We start from the raw sequence: 283 nt of genomic DNA, 5'->3' as shown, positions 1-283 counted from the left end.
AAACCCAGTTCCTCGAGGATCTTCATATCGGCCTTGGCGCTGACCAGCCGCAGGTTCTCTTCGGGGGTGAGGTAGTCGATCAGGTTATGGTCCTGTAACACCAGGGACACGTGCTCCCGACGGTGCTTCGCATAGCCCGATGCGGCGATGTCCTCCCCTTCGAAGCGGACCACTCCCCGGGAGGGGGCGTCCAGGCCGGCCAGCAGCGCCAGCAGCGTGCTCTTGCCGGCACCGGACGGGCCGGTGATCGCATACATCTTCCCGGATTCGAAATCCGCGCTGA

At 64.0% G+C, this 283-nt stretch carries 1 protein-coding gene; it reads right to left on the bottom strand.

What is annotated here, in order from left to right; translation table 11 throughout:
• The coding region (locus tag EIK80_RS25735; protein WP_125159735.1) for an ATP-binding cassette domain-containing protein at positions 1-283 on the bottom strand (283 nt) is incomplete at both ends.

This window comes from Caulobacter sp. 602-1, assembly GCF_003931565.1.
Taxonomy (GTDB): domain Bacteria; phylum Pseudomonadota; class Alphaproteobacteria; order Caulobacterales; family Caulobacteraceae; genus Caulobacter.
The sequence above is the reverse complement of the archived record's forward strand: the minus strand, read 5'-3'. Positions and strand labels throughout refer to the sequence as shown.